Genomic DNA, 20668 nt, shown 5'->3' on the forward strand with positions numbered 1-20668 from the left:
TGCCGCGAACCTTGTGAAGGCAGAACTGGATGGCGTGCTTCAATCAGCATCAGTTGGCCCTTGCAAATACGGCAATCTACATTGAATGAGCAGTGACAATGAGCAAGGATTACAAATCGACAGGCAAGAAACAGAGCGCAGGTAATGGCGGAGGAAGCACCATTGCGGCAGGCTTGTTGATTGGCTTGTTCATCGGCGTTGCCGCAACAGGTGGCGTCGTCTGGTATATGGACAAACATGGCGGTTTGTTCAATAAGGGGCAGCCTGTGCCTGCAGGTCAGGAGCAAACCAAATCGTCAGCCAAAGACGTGGCTCCTCCCGTTGAGACACTGACGCCGCAAGGCGCAACGGGTTCCTTGCCCGTTCCTAAGCAGGATACGCCACCTGCAGAAGGCAAAGCGGCCGAGAGTACTGCCAAGCCCCCAGATGCAGCGGGTAGCCAAAAGGATCGTTTCGGATTCTACGAAATGCTAGCCGACAACGGCGAGCACAAGTCCACGCAGGAGCCACGCGCGGCAGATCAAGTGCCCGCTAAAGTCCAACTGCCAAAGGGCACCTATCTTCAAGTCGGCGCGTTCCAGAACGAAAGTGAAGCCAACAACCTCAAGGCTCGTCTGGCTTTACTGGGCGTAGAAGCCAATCTGGAAACAACAAGTGGCACTCAGGGCGTTCTACATCGCGTCCGTGTAGGTCCCATGACCAGTCAAGCCGATATTGATGGCACACGTGCCCTGTTAAAAAGCAATGGCATCGAATCGGCACTGGTCAAAAATTAATTCGTGAATTAGAAGCGCTGAACTTTCCTGATTTTTCGACGTCTCTCCCCGCATGGGGAGTCAAACGCCAAAACAAATTGCTGATTACGGAAAAGAAACCATGAAAAAACTGCGTCGTACTTTTGTGCTGGGATTGCTTGCATTCACTTCTTTATTCGCGCTGGCTGAATTAAAGCAAGGTGTGGATTACACCATTATTCCGAAACCCATTGCGTCGGAAAATCCGGGCAAGATCGAAGTGCAGGAGTTTTTCTGGTATCGCTGCTCACACTGTTTTGAAGCACAACCACTGCTTGATCAGTGGGCTGCATCGGCGCCCAAAGATGTCGTATTGCGCCCGATCCATGTGATGTGGCCTGGTCGCACCGATATGGAAGGACACGCTCGCTTGTATCTCGCATTGAAGGAAACCGGTACCTTATCCAAGGTACATGCCAAGGTATTCGATGCAACATTCCGTCAAGAGCTCGAGTTGCGTCGTGAAGATGTACTGGGTAAATGGCTGACTACTCAGCAGGTCGATGCCAATAAGGTACTCGGCGCCATGAAGAGTTTCGGTGTCAATGCCAAGCTTGCCCAGCTGCAAAAACTCACCTCCGATTCCGGGATTGATGGCACACCTACCTTTATCGTGGCGGGCAAGTACAAGCTGATTCCGACGGCCGGCAAGTCGCTGGCAGACGAATTCACCAAGTTGACTGAGCTGGTCGCATTTGCCAGAAAGCAAGGGGCTGGCAAATGATTCGTGGCGCGAAGCATGTCCTGTTTACCCTGATGCTGCTGCTTGGACTCAATGCCCATGCAGCCTTGAAGGTCGGTGTGGATTACGATGTGTTGCCGCGCCCGATTACCAGCGAGTCGCCGGGGAAGATCGAGGTTGTCGAGCTGTTCTGGTACATGTGCGGACATTGCTATAACACCCAGCAGCCGTTGAATAAATGGCGTGCCAGCCAGCCCAAGGATGTCGCTTTCCGTCCAATGCATGTGATGTATGGTGGCCGTTCTGACCTTGAAGGCCACGCCCGCCTTTATCTGGCACTCAAGGGCATGGGCAAGCTTGATCAGATGCAGGATCGTGTCTTTGCAGCCATCAACGAGCAGCATGTAGAACTTAGACGTGAGGAAGTCCTGGTCAAATGGCTTGTCGATCAGGGCATTCCGGTTGACCAGTTTATGAATTACTACAAGGGCTTCAGTGTCGGTGCGCAGTTGAGTGAATTGCAGCATATCTGCATGGACAACAACATCGGCAAGACTCCCACCTTCGTTGTTGCGGGGAAGTATCGACTGATTCCCGGTGAAGCCCAATCGCATGAAGAGATGTTTGCCAAATTGAGCGAGCTGGTAGCGTTTGCCCGTCAGGCTGAATCGCACAAGAAGTAAGCGCGAAATGGCATAAAAAACCCGCGATGATCGCGGGTTTTTTATTATTCGACAGCTGGGTTGGGGGCATCTCCCCATCGTTGCATCAACGTGTGTGGCACGCCGAGCTGATCCAGAATGCGGGCCACCACAAAATCCACTAAATCTTCGATACGTTGCGGGTGGTGGTAAAAGCCCGGATTCGGGGGGAGTATGCAGACGCCCAGTCGCGAAAGTTTCAGCATGTTCTCCAGATGAATCGCTGAATAGGGCGTTTCGCGCGGCACCAGTACCAGCTTGCGATTTTCCTTAATGCAGACATCCGCTGCGCGCTCGATCAAATTGTCGCTCATGCCATGCGCAATTGCAGCAAGCGTTCCCATGGTGCAAGGACATACCACCATGGCATCAGCGGGGTTGGAACCCGATGCAACCGGTGCAAACCACTCCTCGCGACCAAATACCCTTAATTGGGTGGCATCCACGCCAAATCGCCCATGGAAAGCCTGTTCCAGCTCCGATGCGCGACCGGGCCAGCGTTCGTTGAGTTCCTGGCTCGCAACAATCTGCGCTGCCTGCGAATACAGCACATACACACGAATGCCTGCAGATAGCAGGCATTCAAGCGTTCTCAGTCCAAAAGGCATGCCCGAGGCGCCGGTCAGTGCCAGAATGACTGTTTTCATCCGCGCGCATCTCCTGTCAATTGACGATGGCGGACCAATACCTGCCGGTCGCTTGCAAAGGCGGCGGCGAGTTGCTCGGCCAGATAGACCGAACGATGCTGGCCACCTGTGCAACCAATCGCCACGGTGACGTAACTTCGGTTGTCCTGATCGAATGCGGGCAGCCATGTGGCAAGAAATCCCGCTATCTGCGCCTGCATGGCGCCTACGGAGGCCTCTGCACGCAAGAAGTCAGCGACAGGCAAATCCAGACCTGTCATCGGTCGCAAAGCAGGTGTGTAGTACGGATTGGGCAGGCAGCGTACATCAAACACATAGTCGGCATCGAGTGGCAGGCCGTGTTTGAATCCGAATGACTCAAAAATCAAGGTCAGGCGTGCCTGATCGAGCCCCAGCCATTGCTTCAGCCACTGTCGCAGATCGTTCGCCTTGAGGTCGCTGGTATCAATCCTGTGTGTCATTTCCAGAATCGGCGACATCATTTCGCGTTCAAGGCGAATACATTCGGCAACGGTGAGTTCCGGCGATTGATTGGTGAGCGGATGGCGACGTCGTGTCTCCGAGTAGCGCATTAACAGAACTTCGTCTTTGGCTTCCAGAAACAGGAAACGGACATCGACCCCTTTGTCACGCAGCATGCGTACTACGCTGGGGATGACAGGCAGCGTTTGTGCGCTACGAATATCGACACTAATGGCCACCTGACGAATACCATCTCCCTGCAGTTCATCCAGCGTGGCATCCAGCAAGGTGGCAGGGAGGTTGTCGAGGCAGAAAAAGCCGAGGTCTTCGAGCAATCGCAGCGCAATACTCTTTCCGGATCCTGATAATCCGCTGATCAGAATAACCTGAGCACAACTGGCGCTCATTCGCCCGCCTCCATGAAGCGTTGATGCCGTTCAATAAACTCGCGTGTCGAGTCAATGCCGCGTAATTGCAGAATGTAGTTACGCACCGCGGCCTCCACCAGAACCGCGAGGTTACGACCCGCCGCCACAGGGAGCACGACTTTGCGGATGTCGATACCGAGAATTTCCTGCGTGGCCGCCTGCATCTGCAGTCGATCCAGCGGAGATACCGATTCGGCCATCTTGGTCAGGTGAATGATGAGTTTGAGGTTTTTGCGTGGCCGGACGGCCGTCTCACCGAAAATAGTGCGAATATTGAGTACGCCCAATCCGCGCACTTCCAGGAAGTCGCGTAACAAGGGGGGGCAGCGCCCTTCGAGCGTATCAGGTGCAATTCGGTAGAATTCGACCACATCATCTGCCACCAAGCCGTGACCACGCGAAACCAGTTCTAGCGCCAGTTCACTCTTACCCATGGCGCTTTCGCCGGTAATCATCACCCCGACTTCAAGTACATCCAGAAACACGCCATGAAGATTGGTAGAGACCGCCAGCGCCTTTGCCAGATAGAAGCGCAATACGTCCATCAGGTATGGAGACTGTTCCGGGGAGGTGAGCAGTGGGACATGTGCGCGTTCGCATGCTTCGCGCAATAAATCGGGGACCTGCTGACCGTTGGCAACAATCATCGCTGCCATTTCATTGCCAAATACATGCTCAATTGATTTGCGCATGGCAGCGGGGTCGAGGCTGTGCAGGTATTCAATTTCTGCCAGGCCAAGCACCTGGATACGGTTTGGATGAACAAAGTTCAGATGCCCCACCAACGCCAGTGACAGCTTTTTCTGGTCGGCATCGTTGGACAGCAGGTTATTGGCACCACTTTGCCCAGCCAGCCAGATCAGGCGAAGCTTTTCGGCATTGTCGATGAACAGTTGTCTAACCGTAATTTGCGGCATGTGTGGACTCGGCTACACGAAATGGCTGGTCAGCATGCGGCTGACCCGAAAACCTGCCCGAAACGGTTGACGGCGCCTAATCCAGCAATGCGTGCAGTGCAGCCGAATCTGTCGCAGCCAACAATCCTTCGCGGATCTTGCGATCGCTGAAGCGTTGGGCAAGCTCGCTCAATATGCGTAAATGTAGCTCATTCGCCTGTTCGGGCACCAGCAATACCACAGCAAGCGCAACAGGTTTGCCATCCGGGGCTTCAAATGGAATCGGCTGCGCCATGCGAAATAGGCAGGCAACCGCAGTTTTGAGCCCTGCTACCCGGCCATGTGGAATCGCCACGCTTTGTCCCAGTGCAGTCGACCCCATGCGCTCGCGTGCAATGAGTGCGTCGAAGGTTGCACTGCGGGCAATGCCTTTGGTGTTTTCAAAATGCAGGCCGGCTTGTTCAAACAGGCGCTTTTTGCTGGTGATTTCCTGATCGAGGAAGATATTGCTGATCGGCAGGATGTCGGTAATCAGGCTCATTGGCCGGGCGCAGTACGATGGGAAAGGCTGCATTGTACGCCTACAGCTCCGAACAGCAACATCCAGTTATGATCCGAAGTGTTCAGCTGTATGGCCGGATAGTCAGGCCGTGCCTGCGAGCCAATAAAAAACGGGAGCGGAGTCCCTAGACCGCTCCCGTTTTCGGGTGTTGCACACTGGCACCGTTTACGTGGGTGACAGGCCCTGAGTGACGAATAAATTGTCAGGCTGCAGGTTGTTGAATCTCCTGAAACTTGATCGGATTGTGGCGATCGCCGTGCAGTTTTTCCTTGTGCTTGATGACCTGGCGGTCCAGCTTGTCGGCAAGCAGGTCAATGGCTGCATACATGTCCTGTTCGATGCTTTCGACATGAATGTCCTTGCCACGCAGATGGACGTTAACTTCGACCTTGTGATTCAGCTTGTCTACGGAAAGTGTCACGTTCATGTCGATCACGTGATCGAAGTGGCGCGTTACACGTTCAAGCTTGGTCGTAACATATTCCCGGATTGCCGGGGTGATGTCGAGATGATGTCCGCTGATGGTCAGGTTCATACAACGCTCCTTGCAAAGGTGCTGCCACTTGCGTGGACAGCTAGAGGGACTTCCGCAGATTAACGGGCGGGATATTTAGCGCCTCCCGATATTTGGCAACCGTTCTTCTGGCTACCTTGATCCCCTGTGCACACAGTGAGTCGGTTAACGCGCTGTCGCTCAGGGGTTTGTTCTTGTCCTCATTCTGAACCAGCTGTTTGATAAGAGCCTTGATGGCGGTAGCAGAGCATTCACCGCCAGAGTCAGTATCGACATGGCTGCCAAAGAAATACTTGAACTCGAAGACGCCGCGCGGCGTGAGCATGAACTTTTGCGTGGTAACGCGAGAAACCGTGGATTCGTGCAGACCCAGTTCATCCGCAATATCCCTCAGGACAAGTGGCCGCATGGCGACTTCGCCGTGCTCCAGAAAACGCTGCTGCTTTTCAACTATAGCCTGCGCCACCCGCAGGATCGTGTCAAATCGCTGCTGAACGTTCTTGATCAGCCAGCGGGCCTCCTGAAGCTGCCCGGCCAGACTGGATCCGCCTTCCTTGTTCTGTCGCAGGATATTCGCGTACAACTGGTTGATCCTGAGTTTTGGTACGGCGGCACCATTTAACTGTGCCAGCCATCCCTGTCGCGTCTTTTTCACGACCACGTCGGCAATCACGTACCTTGTTTCGCTTTCACCGAACGCAGCCCCCGGTCGCGGGTTCATGCGCCTGATCAGTTCCTGAGCTTCCTTCAGTTGCTGGTCGTCGCATTTCAGCGTTTTCTTAAGCTTACTGTACTCCTTCGCTGCCAATAAATCGAGATGTCCCTTGGTGATTTCGAGGGCGAGCTTACGACCGGTTTGATCCGACTCAAGCGCAGTCAGTTGCTGACGGATGCAGTCCTCCAGATCAACCGCGCCGACACCGCATGGATCAAGCTGCCGTACCAGTTTCCAGCCATAGCTCAGGTCATCAATCTCGATTTCCTGTTCCTCGCGAAAGTCCGCAGGTAGAAGCTCTAGAATTTCCTGTAAGGGCGTCGTGAGATAGCCATCTTCGTCTAGTGCATCAACAATCATTTCTGCCAATGCATGGTCTCGGTCAGAAATGGGGAGCTCGCCGAGTTGCGCCATCAGATGTTCGCGTAAGGTCGGCAGGCGGGAGATATTGGTACGCGGATCAAAGTCCTGATCGTCGTCGTTTCTACTGGAGCCGCTGCTTTCCTGCCACCAGTTCTCATCGGTATCTGCGTCAAAGTCGCGCTCAGTTGTATCTTCGCCGGAGAGGGGTGTTTCATCCGCTGCATCATTGTCACCAGCCGGTTCATCGCCCCGCTCGAGCATCGGGTTGTCCGTCAGAAACTGCTCGATTTCCTGATTCAGATCCAGTGTCGATAGCTGAAGCAGGCGGATTGCCTGCTGAAGCTGAGGCGTGAGCGAAAGCTGTTGAGAGAGCTTGAGTTGCAGGGATTGTTTCATGACCGTCTACAGTCGGAAATGTTCACCGAGGTACACCTTGCGCACACTATCGTTGCGCACGATCTCCTCGGGTGCGCCGTCGGCAAGGACGGCACCTTCATTGATGATGTATGCACGATCACAGATGCCGAGTGTTTCTCTAACATTATGATCGGTGATCAGTACGCCAATGCCGCGATCTTTCAGGAAGCGGATAATTTTCTGAATATCCATTACAGCAATAGGGTCGACACCTGCGAACGGTTCGTCTAGCAAAATAAATCGCGGATTGGCAGCCAATGCCCGGGCGATTTCCACGCGGCGACGTTCTCCACCGGACAAGGATAACGCAGGCGATTCACGCAGGTGTGAAATGTGCAATTCATGCAGCAATTCTTCCAGTCGCTGTTGTACCGATGCTTCGTCAGGATAGTGAAGTTCAAGGATGGAACGGATATTGTCGGCCACATCCAGTTTGCGAAAAATGGACATTTCCTGTGGCAGGTAGCCCAGACCCAGCTGCGCCCGCTGGTGAACGGCCATATGTGTCAGATCGGTATCATCCAGATGAATACTGCCGCCGTTGACGGCAACCAACCCCACAATCATATAAAAGCTGGTTGTTTTACCTGCACCATTAGGCCCAAGCAGACCCACAACTTCGCCACTGTCCACGTGCATGCTGACATCACGTACGGCCAGGCGAGCCTTATAGCGTTTCTGTAAATGGCTGGCGGTCAGTCGGCTCATGGTGTGGGGGCTTTTTCGGAACGTGTTTTGGGTTTGAATGTGAGTCGGACGGTACTCTTCCCTTGCTCGCTTGCAACGGGAATGACACGTGTTTCACCACTACTCATGTTGTATTGGATACTGGCACCGGTTACTTCGCTGTCAGGCGTCTGAATGCTGGCCTCTCCGGTCAGATTCGCTTCATTGCTAGCTGTTTTCATGACGGCTTGTTTGCCCTTGCCAATCACCCAGCCTTTTGTGCCATCCAGTTTTTGTCGGAACTCGACGGGGCTGCCATCCAGCGTAAATACCTGCTGCCCGGCTGCATCACTGACAATCGTGACTTTATCTGCCTTGATCTGCAACGTACCCTGGGTAATCAGAACGCCATGGTTGCACACCGTAAGCTGATGTTGCCTGGCCTTCTGATCAACCAGACAGTTTTCGGCATTCATGCGCATGGGTTGTCTTCGATCGCCTGCTTCTGCGAGGCACGATTGACCCATCAGCAGAAGGCCTGTCAGTGTAGCCAGCTGACAAATCGCTTGGTGTTTTCTGATCATTTGCTGACTTGTGTTGCTCGGGGTTTAATTTCGATATGTACCCGGCCACGCGGATTGTCTGCGGTTTCGCCCACAGCGTGCACTTCTTCTGTTTCGCTGTTATAGCTCACCCGGGATGCTGTAATTTCGTGAGAATCCGTTTTGATCCAGGCACCGCCCGCAATATGTGCAGTATGGCTATCCGTTTCAAACACCAGCTTGCTACCCTTCGCATTGATCCAGCCGCGATCATCATCCAGCTTTTGCTTGAATGATACTGGTACGCCATCGAGTGAAATGCGTTGCTGGCCCTCTGCTTGTTGTTCGGCGACCAGTTTATCGCCATGCGCTTCCATGGTGCCTTGCTGAATCGACACATCCTTTTCGCAGCTGTACTGCTTCAGATCAGGTGTTTTCTTATCAATCGGCCGGACAAGACAATCCTTGACGGAGCCGATGGTGATATCTTTTTCACGATCCGCTTTTTCGGCATGCACCGCCATAGGAAGGATCATCAGGATTACAAGGCTGTTAGTGAGCAGGTTCATACGTAATCTGTACTTTCGACTTCAGAACAAGTTGCGAGTGCTCGTGATCGTAATCCATGCCGACAGAGCTGATATCGCGAGAGGGCGTACGCGCCCTGATGGGTTGACTGGTGTTGGCTTTGCTTGTCAGCGTATCCAATTGCAGGTTACTGGTTGCCACCTCAAGGGGTTCGATACCCGGATAGTCATCCCGTCTGAGCGTGACTTGTCCATTCAATTCAACCTGATGACCGCGATCCCAGAGTTTTGCAGTGTCACCCTTGATATGCAATATCGGCTTGCCGGACGGTGTTTGATCGATGCGCACTTCCTTAAGCAGCGTGATATCTCCTTCAGGAATATGCTGCATTTCAGCAGACTGAATTTCGTAGAGTTTGGTGCCATCCGGGGCATACATCACGGAATGCGCATCCTGCAGAATCGTATCCGGACGATCGTGCGCGCGCGGCGGCATTAATGCTTCAATTTCCGTCGCATTGTTGAGCCAGGCCGCCAGTGCGGCCAGAGCAGTCAACAAGAGTAGGGGGAAAGCCCGTGCAAGGCGATCAAGCACCATGTCAGACCACACCCGCTTTCATCAGATCATGCATCTTGATGACACCCTTCAGTACGCTGCCATCTGTGACCAGCAATACATACACTTTGTGCAGTTCCATTTGCTGAACAGCTTCAACGGCCAATTGATCTTCGCGGATGCACTTCGGCGTGCGGGTCATGACGGTATCAATGCGCGTGCTGCCAATCTCGACGCCACGATCCAGCGTGCGAGCAAGATCGCCATCGGTAAATACGCCTACCAACACATCTCCATCCAGTACTGCAGTCAGTCCGAACCCCTTGCGGGATATTTCCAGCAGCGCATCACGAATACTGGCATTGATCTGCACCACAGGCATGTCATCACCGGTGTGCATGACATCGCTGACATGCATCAGCAGGCGTCTACCCAGACTACCGCCGGGATGTGAAAGTGCGTAATCATCGCGGTCAAAACCACGTGCGTGCATCAGACAAACCGCGAGTGCGTCGCCGAGTGCGAGTGCAGCGGTGGTACTGGCTGTCGGCGCAAGATTGATGGGGCAGGCTTCGCGCTCGACGCCTGCGTCGAGATGGGCGCTAGCCGCTTTCGCCAACGTAGATTGCGGATTTCCGCTCATCGCGATGATGCGCGCTCCCCGTCGCTTGATGGCAGGCAGAATCGAGATCAGTTCGTCGCTTTCGCCTGAATTCGACATGGCGAGCACAACATCGTCCCCTGTGATCATACCCAGATCACCATGGGCAGCTTCACCGGGGTGCATGAAAAATGCAGGGGTGCCCGTACTGGCAAGCGTCGCAGCAATTTTGCGGCCGATGTGTCCGGATTTTCCAATGCCGGTCACCACGATGCGTCCCTTACAGCCGAGCATCATGGCGTGAGCAGTCATAAAGTCGCCATCAAGCTTGCTGGAAATGTGGCGGATACCAGCCATTTCAGTTTCCAGTACGTCACGAGCAAGGGCGATGAAGTCGTTTGGATGAGCGAGAGTTTGCTGTGTCATGTGCGGCAGTATACCAAAGAGGGACGATCCTCAGGTTGAACCTCGAATGACGTGGTTATAATCAATCTGGTACTGTTTAGTTGATCTGCGTATTAATTCGTTCCTCTGGATTATTTCTGAATGCATACATTGCTGGGATCCATGCTGATCTTACTGGCCGCTGCAGTGGCTGCGGTGATTCTGTGCCGCCGTGCTCAGCTGCCGCCATTGCTCGGTTACTTGCTGATCGGCGTAATCGCGGGCCCGCATGCCGCGGGGCTGATTCCGTCTGGTGCGGAAGCAGAAGAGCTGGGTGAATACGGTGTGGTATTCATGATGTTCAGTCTGGGTCTGGAGTTCAGTTTACCCAAACTGGTTGCCATGAAATCCAGAGTGTTCGGTGTGGGGGGCGCGCAGATGTTGCTGACTGCGGTGCCTGCGGGACTCATTGGCTGGGCGTGCGGTATGCATCCCTATGGCGCATTTCTTCTCGGCGCGACACTTGCAATGTCGTCTACGGCAATTGTGAGCCGGATGCTCACTGAAAAGGTCGAGCTCGCAACGCCGCATGGTGAGTACGCCATTGGCGTATTGCTATTTCAGGATTTGGCGGTTGTGCCGTTGCTGATCATTACGCCCGTCTTGGGCGGAAATGCCGGCGATATGGGGCCCGCGCTTACTTGGGCGGCATTTAAGATTGTCCTGACGCTCGCAGTCCTGCTGTATCTGGGACCTCGCTTGCTGCGCCCCTTGCTGCATATCGTGGCGAAACAGCGTTCGAATGAATTATTTGTGCTGAATGTACTATTGGTCACGCTTGGCGTGGGCTGGATGACATCGATGGCTGGGCTGTCGATGGCACTTGGCGCATTTATCGCCGGAATGTTGCTTGCTGAAACCCAATATCGACATCAGGTTGAAGATGATATTCGACCCTTCCGTGATCTCTTGCTGGGTCTGTTTTTTATCACTGTAGGGATGCGACTGGATGTGATAGCAGGCTGGCACGCCATTGCCTGGGTATTAGGGATACTGGCTGCATTGCTTCTGTTGAAAGCGCTCGCAGTGGGCTTACTGTTACGTGGCATTGGCAGAAGCCCCGGCACTGCGATGCGTACCGCCATTTTACTGGCTCAGGGGGGCGAGTTTGGGTTCGTGATGCTGGCGCAAATCAGTGAAATCCATATTTTGTCGGAGCACATCGAACAGGCAACGCTTGCTGCCATTCTCCTGTCCATGATCATTGCGCCATTTTTTATCCAGCAATCCGAGGCGCTTGTCCGTCGCTTTATTGCGTCCGACTGGATGTTGCAAGCCATGCGGCTCACGCAGCTGGCCGCCCGAACGATGGCGACGAGCAACCATGTGATTGTATGTGGGTACGGACGGAGCGGACAGGCGCTGGTTCGCTTATTGGAAGGCGAGGAAGTGCCATGGTATGCGCTCGATCTGGATCCGGATCGCGTCAGTGAAGCCTCGGCTGCCGGAGAAAATGTGGCATATGGCGACGCATCCAAACTGGAGGTGTTGCTATCTGCTGGCCTGTCACGTGCGCGGGCTCTGGTGGTGACATACGATGATCCATCGTCTGCTAGGCGTGTCATTGAGGTGGTTCGCACTGAACGTCCTGATTTACCCGTGGTGGTGCGTACCGGGGATGAGCATGGCATCGATCAGCTCCGCGAAGCTGGAGCTGATGAGGTGGTGGCCGAAATGATGGAAGGTAGTTTGATGCTGGCGACTCATACCATGTTATTGCTAGGCGTGCCATTGAATCGGGTATTGCGCAGTGTAAGAACGGTTCGCGAGCAGCGATACGCCCTTTTCCGAGGCTTCTTCAGAGGGGTAGGGGATGAAGCTGACACCGATGGGGATCAACACCCCCGATTGCATACCATCATGTTGCCCCCTAAGGCTCGAGGGGTGGGGATGTCCGTTACCAAGCTGGCGTCGGATTTCCCTGAAATCGAGTTGCGCACCTTGCGAAGGCAGGGGGCACTCCTTAGTGAGCGAGGTCATGACCTCTGTCTTGAACCCGGTGATGTGCTTGTCATTTGTGGTGAGTCGGCAGTGATTGATCGCTTTGAACGTCACCTGCTGATGGGCGGGCAGGTGACATCAACTTTCAACGGTGCAGTGGGTGCTCCAGATTAGATCTGACGACAAACGACATAGCGATCGTCTTCCGAGTAACTCGTCGCAGGTGTTGCGGATGCGCCGGAACTTGTCGTTTCCAGGGCGCGAATCGACCCTGTGGCAGGGTTGCCATCATCTTGTTCTGCGTCCATTGCTGAAGCTGCACGCCCAAGCGTGTTGCTATAGCAGATGCTTGATGTTGAAAAGCCGGCAACGGCAGATTTCACTTCAGCCTTCCCATTGAACGCGGTTTCGGGTTCGTTACCCTTGTCCTTGATTTCGCCAGTCACCAGACCGGCTGCACGTAAGTGATTCCAGAATTGCAGTGCTTCGGTATCGCCGTCGATCCGGCCATTTCCATCACCATCTGCGGTGTTCTTCCATGCGTTGCCTCGGATGGATGCGCCTTTGTCATCACCGGGAAGTTGATGGTATTGATCTCGGTAGGTATGAACAGCCGCCAAATAAGCATTGCTGTCTTTGATCAGGTTCTTTGTGCGGGCATTCTCGATCATGGTTTGTCCTTTCAGGACGCCGCCCAGCAATAAACCGATCACAACGAGAACCAGTGCCATTTCAATGAGTGTAAAGCCGTGTTGCTTGCGCATCTTATGTAAGCCTTTCAAATTGAATTAAACGAATGACCCAGCTAATACCGGTCTGGAGGCATACAAACTGCAAGTTGTATGCCATGGGGCAGCGAGCGTCGTTATAGGGTGTAAAGCCGAACATGCAGTCAGGCGGACTAGGTAGGTGTCAGTTTTTTGACGGTAGCGTCAAAAAGTCGACACCTCATCAGGGCAATCTGCTTGTCTGAATCAGCTGGTACATCAACAGGCTGCTGGACATCCAGCGCACCTGATCCTGAAATGCACCGCCCACTGCACCGTCTGACCTTGCTTCATGTGCGACAAAGACACAGGCAGGGGCAAATGGAGGACCTCCCGAATTGCACGGTAATGCCTGCCCTGTGGCGGTATCCATTCCATCATCATTGGCGCGGCTGTCCCTGCCTGAGGGGTCACTCGTCTCTCCTTTTACCCAAAGGAGGGCGCCTACATTGTCTCCAAGGCGGATCGCACAGGCCGGGTCGGCGCATATTTGCAGCCGTCCTTGCCCGCCCAGCTGAATGCCCGAGCTGCGATTGGCGAACCGTGCGTCTACCCGATAATGTACGATGGCATTCGTCGGGTTGAGGCCAAGATCCCGGCTGGGCAAATAGCCTTCCTCGCGCACGCAAGATCCATCAGGATTGCGACCACCCTCGGCTCCATTTACGTATATCGCAGGACAGGGAAGCCAGGCGCCTCTCCCGCTGTCCAGTGGATGATTTGCCGCAAAGCCGATTAATGCCTCAATACCCTGATTCAGGGTTTGTTCTATTTGCTGCCTGCTTTGTATTTGATGGAGTTTTGCTGCTAGCGGGAGGCCACCAGCTGAAAAGAGGGCAAGTATGGTGAGTACGATTGCTAACTCCAGCAGGGTGAATCCTGACATCGGGTTTAGTGTGCGCATGCACTCGCCTCCTCAATCTCGACCCCGGAAAGCGAGATGCAGCGGGTTCGTGTGCCGGAAATGGTGATACTCGCATGCAAGGCATCAATTTTCTGGTAACGGATAGCAGATAGCCAATCGGGGTGCATCCATTGAGGGAATCCTTCAATTGAATCGATCAGATCGGGTAATGCTGAGTGTCTTAATGCATGCTGACGAATCAGGGAGAGCACGGTTGTCATCCAGCGGTCAGCGAGCTTTTCTACGAATTCAGCCTGATCGATCCAGGTCAGTTGGTCGTTGAACGTATCGCTGGCGGGGGCAACCACGAAGATGGTGGGATTGGATACAGGTTGAATCAATCCCCTGCAAGGGGCAATACCTGAGGGAATACGTATGGGTTCGAGATAGTTCGCAGCAATTTGGTCGCGTGCGCTGGCACTCAAGGTTTCTGGCGCTTGCCTTGATTGATTCGCAAGAGGCGCCCCCCCGGAAAGAACGACTAGCGCTGCGGTACTGGAAAGTACTTCGCCTGAGGCACTGCAAATGGTGATCCATCCGGATCTAAGCGATAACAGCTTCTCGGGAGATAGATGGCCGGGGTAGGAGTCTATATCGGCGTTATCAAGCAAATTAATTGAGGCTGCATACCACAGTGGGGATGACGGCTGTGGTGAGACCTCTAATTGAAGCATGCCGCCAATGCTGGTGTGCTGGGGGCTCCAGCATGTGTCTGGTGTGGTGCCGAGCCGTTGCCCCCGGAAGGGGATGCGCCCCAGGCGTAAGCGGCTGTTGGATAGATCATTGCCAAAATTGGGGCAGTCGGAAAGCCCGTCAAAATTCCCATCACCCGCGCGATCAGGCCAGGGGAGTAAGCCTGGCGGCGGGTTAGGGGTATCGGGTAAGGGGGTGTCGGGTGTGGCCAGCGCCCAGCCAAGCAGTGCATGTAATGCTGTATTCCGCCGCTGAGCATCCGTGGGTACAGGCGCAATGGATTGAACATGAGAAAAATGTGCGATGAAAAGGCTGGTCGAGCCGAGTAGTAGTAAAAAAATGAGGAAAACATGCCCTTTTTGACGATGCATGGGTTTGAACTCAAGAATTAAAAGCTGGAAATAAGCAATTTGCAGGCCCGAAAAATGAGGCGATTTCAGGTGTTAATCAAATTTTTAAAAAATTTATGTACTTTATAAACAAAGAGTTGTGCGATTTGAGTTAAAAAAATTAAAAAAGGGTGTTGACATGGTGTGGACTTATCTCTAAAATGCGCAGCTCTTCACGGAGGGGTTCCCGAGCGGTCAAAGGGATCAGACTGTAAATCTGACGGCTCAGCCTTCGAAGGTTCGAATCCTTCCCCCTCCACCAGATTTTGGAAGCAGCGCATTCGTGCTGCTTGCGGTAGTAGGTGTAATTAAGATCGCGTCGTGCGGGTGTAGCTCAATGGTAGAGCAGAAGCCTTCCAAGCTTACGACGAGGGTTCGATTCCCTTCACCCGCTCCAGTCAGTTTGGGAAGCTCATGTAGCTCAGGGGTAGAGCACTCCCTTGGTAAGGGAGAGGTCGGCGGTTCAATTCCGCCCATGAGCACCATCACTTATTTGATTTTTCCGGATACAAGAATTCAGGGAATTCAATCATGGCAAAAGAAAAGTTCGAACGGACAAAGCCGCACGTAAACGTTGGTACCATTGGTCACGTTGACCACGGTAAGACCACTCTGACCGCAGCTATCACTACCATTCTGTCCAAGAAGTTCGGTGGTGAAGCCAAGGGTTACGACCAGATCGACAGCGCGCCTGAAGAAAAGGCTCGTGGTATTACGATTAATACCGCTCACGTTGAATACGAAACCGAAAACCGTCACTACGCTCACGTTGACTGCCCAGGTCACGCTGACTACGTGAAGAACATGATTACCGGTGCAGCCCAGATGGACGGCGCGATCCTGGTTGTGTCCTCCGCTGACGGTCCTATGCCGCAAACACGTGAACACATCCTGTTGGCTCGTCAGGTTGGCGTGCCTTACATCATCGTGTTCATGAACAAGGCTGACATGGTTGATGATGCCGAGTTGCTCGAACTGGTGGAAATGGAAGTTCGCGAACTTCTGTCCAAGTACGACTTCCCGGGTGACGACCTGCCGATCATCAAGGGTTCCGCACTGAAGGCCCTGGAAGGCGACCAGTCCGAAATCGGCGAACCGGCTATCTTCCGTCTGGCAGAAGCACTGGACAGCTACATCCCGACACCAGAGCGTGCTGTTGATGGCGCGTTCCTGATGCCGGTTGAAGACGTGTTCTCGATCTCTGGTCGTGGCACCGTGGTGACCGGTCGCGTTGAGCGCGGTATCGTCAAGGTCGGCGAAGAAATCGAAATCGTTGGTATCAAGCCGACCGTCAAGACCACCTGTACCGGTGTGGAAATGTTCCGCAAGCTGCTGGATCAAGGTCAAGCTGGTGACAACATTGGCGCGCTGCTGCGCGGTACCAAGCGTGAAGACGTTGAGCGTGGTCAAGTTCTGGCCAAGCCGGGTTCGATCACACCGCACACCAAGTTTGCTGGTTCCGTGTACGTGCTGAGCAAGGATGAAGGTGGTCGTCACACCCCGTTCTTCAACGGCTATCGTCCGCAGTTCTACTTCCGTACCACTGACGTGACTGGCGCAGTTGAACTGCCGGCCGGCACCGAAATGGTGATGCCAGGCGACAACGTTGAAGTGGTTGTTTCCCTGATCGCTCCGATCGCTATGGAACAAGGTCTGCGCTTCGCTATCCGCGAAGGTGGTCGTACTGTTGGCGCCGGTGTGGTTGCCAAGGTCATCGAGTAATTGGTGATTTAAAGTCGAGGTTGCAATACAGCCGCCTCGCAAGATTTAAAGGCGAGTAGCTCAATTGGCAGAGCACCGGTCTCCAAAACCGGGGGTTGGGGGTTCGAGACCCTCCTCGCCTGCACCATTCATCTGATTGTGTTGAATTGGTGTGGTGGGTATAGTATGATGGCCGTTTCCCTTGATCGGGAAGCGGCTGTCTTTTATTGTCGGATGCATTTGTTGCCATATAGGGCCGGCATGGAAAGCGTAGATAAACTTAAAATTGGTGGTGCCTTGCTGTTGGTGCTTGCCGGTGTCACTGCATATTATCTGCTGCCGTCCGATCAGGGTGTGTTGCGCATGCTGGTTGTGTTGCTGGGAGTGATTCTGGCTGCGGTAGTGGTGTGGTTCTCTGCACCTGGTCGTGGGTTCGTGGATTATGCGCGCGACTCGATCAAGGAAGCGGAAAAGGTTGTGTGGCCGAGTAAGCGGGAGACCTGGCAAGTGACTGGGGTTGTATTCCTGTTTGCATTTGTGTTGGCGCTGTTTATGTGGGTCGTAGATTTTGGCCTGCAATGGTTGCTTTACGATCTGTTGCCCAAACTGTTTGGACGATAAGCGGAGAAACGACACATGGCAATGCGATGGTATGTGGTACATGCCTATTCTGGCTTTGAGAAAAGTGTCCAGAAGGCGCTGAAGGAGCGTATTGAACGCTCCGAAATGGCGCATATGTTTGGCCAGGTTTTGGTGCCGGTCGAGGAAGTGATGGAAGTGCGCAATGGTCAGAAGGCACTGACCGAGCGTAAGTTTTTTCCGGGCTATGTCCTTGTTGAAATGGACATGACCGATGAGACGTGGCATTTGGTTAAAAATACGCCGCGGGTGACTGGGTTTGTTGGTGGTACAGGCATGCGTCCGACACCGATCACCCAGAAGGAAGTGGATGCACTCCTGCATCAGATGCAAGAGGGTGTCGAGAAGCCGAAGCCGAAGATCCAGTTCGAAGTGGGGCAGACGCTCCGTGTAACTGAAGGTCCTTTTGCGGACTTCAATGCATCGGTGGAAGAAGTAAATTACGACAAGAGCAAGCTGAAGGTTTCAGTGTTGATCTTTGGTCGTGCAACCCCTGTTGAGGTTGATTTCTCGCAGGTGGAAAAGATCTGAGGGACTTCGTCCTGATGTCTGCCTGAATGCGTTCGGGTAATGTGCCATGCGCGGTTGTGCATGGTGTTGTAACGGGGAGCGGACTCTGTTCGCGTTATACCCACTCATTGAGTATTCATTATGGCAAAGAAAGTTGTAGGCTACGTAAAGCTGCAAGTGCCCGCTGGTAAAGCAAATCCATCGCCGCCCATTGGTCCGGCACTGGGTCAGCGCGGTCTGAATATCATGCAATTCTGTAAGGAATTCAATGCAGCCACCCAAGGCGTTGAGCCGGGTCTGCCAATTCCTGTTGTGATTACTGCTTACGCGGACAAGTCCTTCACATTTGTGATGAAGACCCCGCCGGCAACAATCCTGATCAAGAAGGCTGCTGGTATCACCAAGGGTAGCTCGAAGCCACACCTGGATAAGGTTGGCAAGATCACTCGTGCCCAGTTGGAAGAAATCGCCAAAACCAAGTCACCTGACCTGACTGCTGCTGACCTGGATGCTGCTGTTCGCACCATCGCTGGTTCGGCTCGTTCCATGGGTCTGAATGTGGAGGGTGTGTAACATGGCAAAGATTTCCAAGCGTATGGCCGCTCTGAAGGCCAAGGTTGATCGTAACAAGCTGTACGATGTGACCTCCGCCATCACTCTGGCTAAGGAATGCGCCACTGCCAAGTTCGGTGAGTCCATTGACGTCGCAATCAATCTGGGTGTGGATGCACGTAAGTCCGACCAGGTTGTGCGTGGTTCCGTGGTTCTGCCGAAGGGTACTGGCAAGTCCGTTCGCGTGGCTGTGTTTACACAGGGCGCAAACGTTGAGGCTGCCAAGGCTGCTGGTGCTGATATCGTTGGTTTCGACGATCTGGCCGAGCAAATCAAGGGCGGTATGATGGACTTCGACGTGGTCATCGCTTCGCCGGACGCCATGCGTATCGTCGGTCAGCTGGGTACCATCCTTGGTCCGCGCGGTCTGATGCCAAACCCGAAGGTTGGCACCGTGACTCCGAACGTTGCTGAAGCTGTGAAGAATGCTAAGGCCGGTCAAGTTCAGTATCGTACCGACAAGAACGGTATCATCCACGCCACCCTGGGTCGCGCTTCGTTCGAAGTGGCTGATCTGAAGGCTAACCTGGATGCGCTGGTTGATGCCCTGCAAAAGGCCAAGCCAGCATCGTCCAAGGGCGTGTACTTCAAGAAGATTGCTGTGTCCTCCACTATGGGCATTGGCGTACGTGTTGAACCGGCTTCGGCTCTGGGCAACGCGTAATACTTTGGGCCGCTCCTTGCCATTCATGGCGAGGGCGGATTGTCCAAGACCGTAGGGGCAGTGCGTATTAGTACAATCTGCTTAATCGGGGATTGATACGGGTTTGTGTGCTTGCACATCTTTCCGCGTCAGACCGCCCTACGCAGATGGTGTACCCAAGGAACAGGTTGTATCGTGCAGTTAGTCTGTATCGTTTCTCCTGATCATTGGTCGCCATTCTTTTAGGCTCCGCCAGTTGAACTGGTGGTTTTCCAGGAGGGTAGACCTTGAGTCTCAATCTCGACGACAAAAAGGCCGTAGTGGCTGAGATCAGTGCAGAAGTTGCACAAGCTCAGACCATCGTTGTGGCCGAGTACCGCGGCATTCAGGTCAGTGCAATGACCAAGCTGCGTGCTGATGCTCGCAAGCAGGGCGTGTACCTGCGCGTGCTGAAGAACACGCTGGCTCGCCGCGCTGTTGAAGGCACTCCGTTTGCAGGTCTGGCTGACCAAATGGTTGGCCCGCTGGTGTACGGCATTTCTGCCGACCCGGTCGCTGCAGCCAAGGTGCTGAATGACTTTGCCAAAGGTAACGACAAGATCGTTATCAAGGCAGGTTCGTACGACGGCAAGGTACTGAACGCCGCTGAAGTGAGTCAGCTCGCTTCGATCCCGAGCCGCGAAGAGCTGCTGTCCAAGCTGCTCTACGTTATGCAGGCACCGCTGGCGGGTCTCGCCCGTGGCCTTGCCGCGCTGGCCGAGAAGAAGCAAGCCGAAGCCGCTTAAGCTTTTTTGCAGAATTACTGACTTATCTGTATTCAGGAGTTATCAAACATGGCACTGACCAAAGAAGACATCCTCGAAGCCGTTGGCGCTTTGACCGTTATGGAACTGAATGACCTGGTGAAGGCATTCGAAGAGAAGTTCGGCGTGTCCGCTGCTGCTGTTGCAGTTGCTGGCCCGGCTGCAGCTGCTGCTGCAGTTGAAGAAAAGACCGATTTCGACGTTATCCTGACCAGCGCTGGCGCAAACAAGGTTGGCGTGATCAAGGTTGTTCGCGAACTGACCGGTCTGGGTCTGAAGGAAGCCAAGGACCTGGTCGACGGCGCTCCGAAGACTGTCAAGGAAGGCGCTCCGAAGGCCGATGCAGAAGCTATGGTCAAGAAGTTGGTCGAAGCTGGCGCAGCAGCTGAGATGAAGTAATCACCTTCGGGTGTGTTGCGAGGCTGGTGGCTTTTTGCCGCCGGCCTTGTTGCGTTTGTGTTTATCTTGACGATATATCTGGCATATTAGCCGGCTGCGACCGATAAACCGGAATACCTGAATCTTCGGGCCTTGCGGTTTGTTCTTGCG

General features: G+C 53.9%; 25 protein-coding genes and 4 tRNA genes. 15 read left to right on the plus strand and 14 right to left on the minus strand.

The features are described 5' to 3' along the window. Positions 1-98 precede the first annotated feature (98 nt). The 3 genes from KSF73_03765 to KSF73_03775 all read left to right on the plus strand — a co-directional run bounded on the left by KSF73_03765 (position 99) and on the right by KSF73_03775 (position 2159). Entirely contained in the window at positions 99-776 is a 678-nt protein-coding gene (locus tag KSF73_03765; protein ID MBV1774829.1) for an SPOR domain-containing protein, read from the plus strand. A gap of 100 nt (positions 777-876) precedes the next feature. After that, positions 877-1518: a thiol:disulfide interchange protein DsbA/DsbL gene (locus KSF73_03770; GenBank protein ID MBV1774830.1), complete on the plus strand. Its 642-nt coding sequence runs from the start codon at positions 877-879 to the stop codon at positions 1516-1518. Further along, positions 1515-2159 (plus strand): thiol:disulfide interchange protein DsbA/DsbL, encoded by a 645-nt coding sequence (locus KSF73_03775; GenBank protein MBV1774831.1) that lies wholly within the window; start codon positions 1515-1517, stop codon positions 2157-2159. The genes KSF73_03770 and KSF73_03775 overlap by 4 nt, the downstream gene beginning before the upstream one ends. A 44-nt stretch (positions 2160-2203) precedes the next feature. Here the strand turns inward: KSF73_03775 and KSF73_03780 are convergent, their stop codons facing one another. The 11 genes from KSF73_03780 to KSF73_03830 all read right to left on the minus strand — a co-directional run bounded on the left by KSF73_03780 (position 2204) and on the right by KSF73_03830 (position 10499). Then, the gene (locus KSF73_03780) at positions 2204-2824 is read right to left on the minus strand and encodes a UbiX family flavin prenyltransferase (GenBank protein ID MBV1774832.1); all 621 of its coding nucleotides are present in this window, start codon (positions 2822-2824) and stop codon (positions 2204-2206) included. Beyond that, on the minus strand, positions 2821-3693 hold the full coding sequence (gene rapZ, locus KSF73_03785) for an RNase adapter RapZ (protein MBV1774833.1): 873 nt from the start codon (positions 3691-3693) through the stop codon (positions 2821-2823). The genes KSF73_03780 and rapZ overlap by 4 nt, the downstream gene beginning before the upstream one ends. Next, positions 3690-4631: an HPr(Ser) kinase/phosphatase gene (gene hprK, locus KSF73_03790; GenBank protein ID MBV1774834.1), complete on the minus strand. Its 942-nt coding sequence runs from the start codon at positions 4629-4631 to the stop codon at positions 3690-3692. Before hprK ends, rapZ begins: the two co-directional genes overlap by 4 nt. Positions 4632-4707: 76 nt before the next feature. Beyond that, positions 4708-5151, minus strand: coding sequence for a PTS sugar transporter subunit IIA (locus KSF73_03795; protein ID MBV1774835.1), 444 nt, complete (start codon positions 5149-5151; stop codon positions 4708-4710). A gap of 223 nt (positions 5152-5374) precedes the next feature. Further along, positions 5375-5707, minus strand: coding sequence for a ribosome-associated translation inhibitor RaiA (gene raiA / locus KSF73_03800; GenBank protein ID MBV1774836.1), 333 nt, complete (start codon positions 5705-5707; stop codon positions 5375-5377). Between the two features lie 40 nt (positions 5708-5747). Continuing rightward, positions 5748-7160 carry an RNA polymerase factor sigma-54 gene (locus KSF73_03805; GenBank protein ID MBV1774837.1) on the minus strand — a complete coding sequence of 471 codons (1413 nt, stop codon included), beginning with the start codon at positions 7158-7160 and terminating at the stop codon, positions 5748-5750. Between the two features lie 6 nt (positions 7161-7166). Continuing rightward, a complete protein-coding gene (gene lptB / locus KSF73_03810) occupies positions 7167-7889 on the minus strand; it encodes an LPS export ABC transporter ATP-binding protein (GenBank protein MBV1774838.1) in 723 nt (240 codons plus the stop codon). After that, entirely contained in the window at positions 7886-8329 is a 444-nt protein-coding gene (gene lptA / locus KSF73_03815) for a lipopolysaccharide transport periplasmic protein LptA (GenBank protein MBV1774839.1), read from the minus strand. Before lptA (KSF73_03815) ends, lptB begins: the two co-directional genes overlap by 4 nt. A gap of 98 nt (positions 8330-8427) precedes the next feature. Then, positions 8428-8958, minus strand: coding sequence for a lipopolysaccharide transport periplasmic protein LptA (gene lptA, locus KSF73_03820; protein ID MBV1774840.1), 531 nt, complete (start codon positions 8956-8958; stop codon positions 8428-8430). Continuing rightward, on the minus strand, positions 8942-9514 hold the full coding sequence (gene lptC, locus KSF73_03825) for an LPS export ABC transporter periplasmic protein LptC (protein ID MBV1774841.1): 573 nt from the start codon (positions 9512-9514) through the stop codon (positions 8942-8944). The genes lptA (KSF73_03820) and lptC overlap by 17 nt, the downstream gene beginning before the upstream one ends. 1 nt (position 9515) lies before the next feature. After that, positions 9516-10499 carry a KpsF/GutQ family sugar-phosphate isomerase gene (locus KSF73_03830; protein ID MBV1774842.1) on the minus strand — a complete coding sequence of 328 codons (984 nt, stop codon included), beginning with the start codon at positions 10497-10499 and terminating at the stop codon, positions 9516-9518. 120 nt (positions 10500-10619) lie between these two features. On the opposite strand from KSF73_03830, the gene KSF73_03835 reads away from it, so the two are divergent. After that, a complete protein-coding gene (locus KSF73_03835; GenBank protein MBV1774843.1) occupies positions 10620-12632 on the plus strand; it encodes a cation:proton antiporter in 2013 nt (670 codons plus the stop codon). On the opposite strand, the gene KSF73_03840 is transcribed toward KSF73_03835, so the two are convergent. The 3 genes from KSF73_03840 to KSF73_03850 all read right to left on the minus strand — a co-directional run bounded on the left by KSF73_03840 (position 12629) and on the right by KSF73_03850 (position 15193). Continuing rightward, positions 12629-13222: a prepilin-type N-terminal cleavage/methylation domain-containing protein gene (locus KSF73_03840; protein MBV1774844.1), complete on the minus strand. Its 594-nt coding sequence runs from the start codon at positions 13220-13222 to the stop codon at positions 12629-12631. The two genes, KSF73_03835 and KSF73_03840, sit on opposite strands and share 4 nt — an antisense overlap. A gap of 187 nt (positions 13223-13409) precedes the next feature. Further along, positions 13410-14129 carry a prepilin-type N-terminal cleavage/methylation domain-containing protein gene (locus tag KSF73_03845; protein MBV1774845.1) on the minus strand — a complete coding sequence of 240 codons (720 nt, stop codon included), beginning with the start codon at positions 14127-14129 and terminating at the stop codon, positions 13410-13412. Next, complete coding sequence (locus KSF73_03850) at positions 14117-15193, minus strand: hypothetical protein (protein MBV1774846.1); 1077 nt, start codon at positions 15191-15193, stop codon at positions 14117-14119. Before KSF73_03850 ends, KSF73_03845 begins: the two co-directional genes overlap by 13 nt. A gap of 195 nt (positions 15194-15388) precedes the next feature. Here KSF73_03850 and KSF73_03855 point away from each other — a divergent pair. The 11 genes from KSF73_03855 (at position 15389) to rplL (ending at position 20518) form a co-directional block, all read left to right on the plus strand. Then, positions 15389-15473 (plus strand) — tRNA-Tyr (locus KSF73_03855). Positions 15474-15534: 61 nt separating this feature from the next. Next, positions 15535-15608: transfer RNA gene (locus KSF73_03860), tRNA-Gly, on the plus strand. 13 nt (positions 15609-15621) lie between these two features. Next, a tRNA-Thr gene (locus KSF73_03865) sits at positions 15622-15696 on the plus strand. A 46-nt stretch (positions 15697-15742) separates the two neighbouring features. Further along, positions 15743-16933, plus strand: coding sequence for an elongation factor Tu (gene tuf / locus KSF73_03870; GenBank protein MBV1774847.1), 1191 nt, complete (start codon positions 15743-15745; stop codon positions 16931-16933). 49 nt (positions 16934-16982) lie between these two features. Continuing rightward, positions 16983-17055, plus strand: a tRNA-Trp gene (locus KSF73_03875). Positions 17056-17146: 91 nt separating this feature from the next. After that, the gene (gene secE, locus KSF73_03880) at positions 17147-17533 is read left to right on the plus strand and encodes a preprotein translocase subunit SecE (protein MBV1774848.1); all 387 of its coding nucleotides are present in this window, start codon (positions 17147-17149) and stop codon (positions 17531-17533) included. 15 nt (positions 17534-17548) lie between these two features. Further along, a complete protein-coding gene (nusG, locus tag KSF73_03885) occupies positions 17549-18082 on the plus strand; it encodes a transcription termination/antitermination protein NusG (GenBank protein ID MBV1774849.1) in 534 nt (177 codons plus the stop codon). A gap of 120 nt (positions 18083-18202) precedes the next feature. After that, the gene (rplK, locus tag KSF73_03890; protein MBV1774850.1) at positions 18203-18634 is read left to right on the plus strand and encodes a 50S ribosomal protein L11; all 432 of its coding nucleotides are present in this window, start codon (positions 18203-18205) and stop codon (positions 18632-18634) included. Position 18635: 1 nt separating this feature from the next. After that, the gene (rplA, locus tag KSF73_03895; GenBank protein MBV1774851.1) at positions 18636-19337 is read left to right on the plus strand and encodes a 50S ribosomal protein L1; all 702 of its coding nucleotides are present in this window, start codon (positions 18636-18638) and stop codon (positions 19335-19337) included. Between the two features lie 266 nt (positions 19338-19603). Continuing rightward, positions 19604-20101 carry a 50S ribosomal protein L10 gene (gene rplJ, locus KSF73_03900; protein MBV1774852.1) on the plus strand — a complete coding sequence of 166 codons (498 nt, stop codon included), beginning with the start codon at positions 19604-19606 and terminating at the stop codon, positions 20099-20101. A gap of 48 nt (positions 20102-20149) precedes the next feature. Next, on the plus strand, positions 20150-20518 hold the full coding sequence (gene rplL, locus KSF73_03905) for a 50S ribosomal protein L7/L12 (GenBank protein MBV1774853.1): 369 nt from the start codon (positions 20150-20152) through the stop codon (positions 20516-20518). Positions 20519-20668 lie beyond the last annotated feature (150 nt).

Source organism: Burkholderiaceae bacterium DAT-1 (assembly GCA_019084025.1).
Taxonomy (GTDB): Bacteria; Pseudomonadota; Gammaproteobacteria; order Burkholderiales; family Chitinimonadaceae; genus DAT-1.

Excerpts from the sequence above, each read along its gene's own strand:
- KSF73_03765 (MBV1774829.1), top strand. The coding sequence starts at position 99 with ATGAGCAAGGATTACAAATCGACAGGCAAGAAACAGAGCGCAGGTAAT.
- KSF73_03770 (MBV1774830.1), top strand. The coding sequence starts at position 877 with ATGAAAAAACTGCGTCGTACTTTTGTGCTGGGATTGCTTGCATTCACT.
- KSF73_03775 (MBV1774831.1), top strand. The coding sequence starts at position 1,515 with ATGATTCGTGGCGCGAAGCATGTCCTGTTTACCCTGATGCTGCTGCTT.
- KSF73_03780 (MBV1774832.1), bottom strand. The coding sequence starts at position 2,824 with ATGAAAACAGTCATTCTGGCACTGACCGGCGCCTCGGGCATGCCTTTT.
- rapZ (MBV1774833.1), bottom strand. The coding sequence starts at position 3,693 with ATGAGCGCCAGTTGTGCTCAGGTTATTCTGATCAGCGGATTATCAGGA.
- hprK (MBV1774834.1), bottom strand. The coding sequence starts at position 4,631 with ATGCCGCAAATTACGGTTAGACAACTGTTCATCGACAATGCCGAAAAG.
- KSF73_03795 (MBV1774835.1), bottom strand. The coding sequence starts at position 5,151 with ATGAGCCTGATTACCGACATCCTGCCGATCAGCAATATCTTCCTCGAT.
- raiA (MBV1774836.1), bottom strand. The coding sequence starts at position 5,707 with ATGAACCTGACCATCAGCGGACATCATCTCGACATCACCCCGGCAATC.
- KSF73_03805 (MBV1774837.1), bottom strand. The coding sequence starts at position 7,160 with ATGAAACAATCCCTGCAACTCAAGCTCTCTCAACAGCTTTCGCTCACG.
- lptB (MBV1774838.1), bottom strand. The coding sequence starts at position 7,889 with ATGAGCCGACTGACCGCCAGCCATTTACAGAAACGCTATAAGGCTCGC.
- lptA (MBV1774839.1), bottom strand. The coding sequence starts at position 8,329 with ATGCGCATGAATGCCGAAAACTGTCTGGTTGATCAGAAGGCCAGGCAA.
- lptA (MBV1774840.1), bottom strand. The coding sequence starts at position 8,958 with ATGAACCTGCTCACTAACAGCCTTGTAATCCTGATGATCCTTCCTATG.
- lptC (MBV1774841.1), bottom strand. The coding sequence starts at position 9,514 with ATGGTGCTTGATCGCCTTGCACGGGCTTTCCCCCTACTCTTGTTGACT.
- KSF73_03830 (MBV1774842.1), bottom strand. The coding sequence starts at position 10,499 with ATGACACAGCAAACTCTCGCTCATCCAAACGACTTCATCGCCCTTGCT.
- KSF73_03835 (MBV1774843.1), top strand. The coding sequence starts at position 10,620 with ATGCATACATTGCTGGGATCCATGCTGATCTTACTGGCCGCTGCAGTG.
- KSF73_03840 (MBV1774844.1), bottom strand. The coding sequence starts at position 13,222 with ATGCGCAAGCAACACGGCTTTACACTCATTGAAATGGCACTGGTTCTC.
- KSF73_03845 (MBV1774845.1), bottom strand. The coding sequence starts at position 14,129 with ATGCGCACACTAAACCCGATGTCAGGATTCACCCTGCTGGAGTTAGCA.
- KSF73_03850 (MBV1774846.1), bottom strand. The coding sequence starts at position 15,193 with ATGCATCGTCAAAAAGGGCATGTTTTCCTCATTTTTTTACTACTACTC.
- tuf (MBV1774847.1), top strand. The coding sequence starts at position 15,743 with ATGGCAAAAGAAAAGTTCGAACGGACAAAGCCGCACGTAAACGTTGGT.
- secE (MBV1774848.1), top strand. The coding sequence starts at position 17,147 with ATGCATTTGTTGCCATATAGGGCCGGCATGGAAAGCGTAGATAAACTT.
- nusG (MBV1774849.1), top strand. The coding sequence starts at position 17,549 with ATGGCAATGCGATGGTATGTGGTACATGCCTATTCTGGCTTTGAGAAA.
- rplK (MBV1774850.1), top strand. The coding sequence starts at position 18,203 with ATGGCAAAGAAAGTTGTAGGCTACGTAAAGCTGCAAGTGCCCGCTGGT.
- rplA (MBV1774851.1), top strand. The coding sequence starts at position 18,636 with ATGGCAAAGATTTCCAAGCGTATGGCCGCTCTGAAGGCCAAGGTTGAT.
- rplL (MBV1774853.1), top strand. The coding sequence starts at position 20,150 with ATGGCACTGACCAAAGAAGACATCCTCGAAGCCGTTGGCGCTTTGACC.